Below are 1,484 nucleotides of genomic sequence, written 5' to 3' on the forward strand. Positions count from 1 at the left end.
ACGGGTCGCTGGCTATCGCAGGCTTGCCGGTCGTGCCCCTGCGCGAAGCGGCAGGGCGCGTGCTGGCTCGGCCCGTCACCGCACGCCGTACGCAGCCGCCATTCGCGGCCTCTTCGATGGATGGCTATGCCCTCCGCCGGGCGGAGGTCGAGCCCGACGCCATGTTCAAGGTGATGGGCGAGGCGGCGGCGGGCCACGGCTACGACGGCGCGCTGCGGGCGGGTCAGGCGGTGCGCATCTTCACCGGCGCACCGATCCCCAAGGGCGCCGATTTCGTCGTCATTCAGGAAGACGTGACGCGGCGCGGCGATCTCATCACCCTTGGCCATGGCATTGGCAGCAAAGACAATATCCGCCCCGCTGGCGGTGATTTTTCGCAAGGCGACGCGATGGAAGCGCCGCGCCGGTTACGGCCTGCCGACGTAGCACTGCTGGCGGCGATGAACATCGACCGGGTTCCGGTAACGCGCAGGCCGCGTATCGCGCTGCTGGCGACCGGGGACGAATTGATCCAGCCCGGAGAGGAGCCGGGGCCGGACCAGATCGTCGCTTCCAACAGCTACGGGCTCGAAGCGATGCTGCGGGCCGCCGGGGCGGAGGTGCGCATGCTGCCCATCGCCCGCGACACCGAGGCCTCGCTCCGGCAGGCCTTCGCCCTTGCCGCCGGGGCCGATCTGCTGGTCACCATCGGCGGGGCTTCCGTCGGGGATCATGACCTCATCGCGCCGGTCATGGCGGCGCTGGGGATGGAACAGGCGTTCTACAAGGTTGCGATGCGCCCCGGCAAACCGCTGATGGCGGGCCGGCTGGGCGAGATGGCGATGATCGGCCTGCCGGGCAATCCCGTCTCCGCCATGGTCTGCGGAGAGGTCTTTCTGCGGCCCGTCGTAGACCTGATGCTGGGCCTCGGCGCGGCACCCGCGGTGCGGACGATGCGGGCGCTGGCGGAAGACATCCCCGCCAACGGCCCGCGCGAACACTACATGCGGGCGCGGCTGGGCGCGGAAGGTGTCACCCCGGCGGAGCGGCAGGATTCCTCGCTGCTGTCGGTGCTTGCCCGCGCCGATGCGCTGCTGGTGCGCGCCCCCTCCGACCCGGCGCGACAGAAGGGCGAAGAAGTCCCCTGCATCGAGTTGCACCGCACCTGACACGCATCGCGAGCATTGACACAAAACGGGAACACCTCTAGAACAAAGCAAAACCGCATCCAAAGGGGCCCCGCAGTGCTGACCCAAAAACAACTCGATCTGCTATCGTTCATCCACAAGCGCGTCCAGCGTGACGGCGTGCCCCCCAGTTTCGATGAGATGAAGACGGCGCTGGATCTGCGGTCCAAATCTGGGATTCACCGGCTCATCACGGCGTTGGAAGAACGCGGGTTCATCCGCCGTCTGGCGCATAGGGCCCGCGCCATCGAAATCGTGAAGCTGCCGGAAAGCCTTGGCGGCTCCGCAGGCGGCGGTTTTGCGCCCCGCGTCGTCGAT

Annotated in this window: 2 protein-coding genes; both read left to right on the forward strand. The window is 68.1% G+C overall.

From position 1 onward, the window contains the following. Nucleotides 1-8 precede the first annotated feature (8 nt). Nucleotides 9-1,148, forward strand: coding sequence for a molybdopterin molybdotransferase MoeA (locus tag A3764_RS16105; protein ID WP_067951771.1), 1,140 nt, complete (start codon nt 9-11; stop codon nt 1,146-1,148). 75 nt (nt 1,149-1,223) lie between these two features. After that, nucleotides 1,224-1,484 (forward strand): LexA family protein (locus A3764_RS16110; RefSeq protein WP_443069388.1); only part of this gene is annotated, 261 nt, incomplete at its 3' end.

Source organism: Sulfitobacter sp. HI0129 (assembly GCF_001635395.1).
Lineage (GTDB): Bacteria > Pseudomonadota > Alphaproteobacteria > Rhodobacterales > Rhodobacteraceae > Sulfitobacter.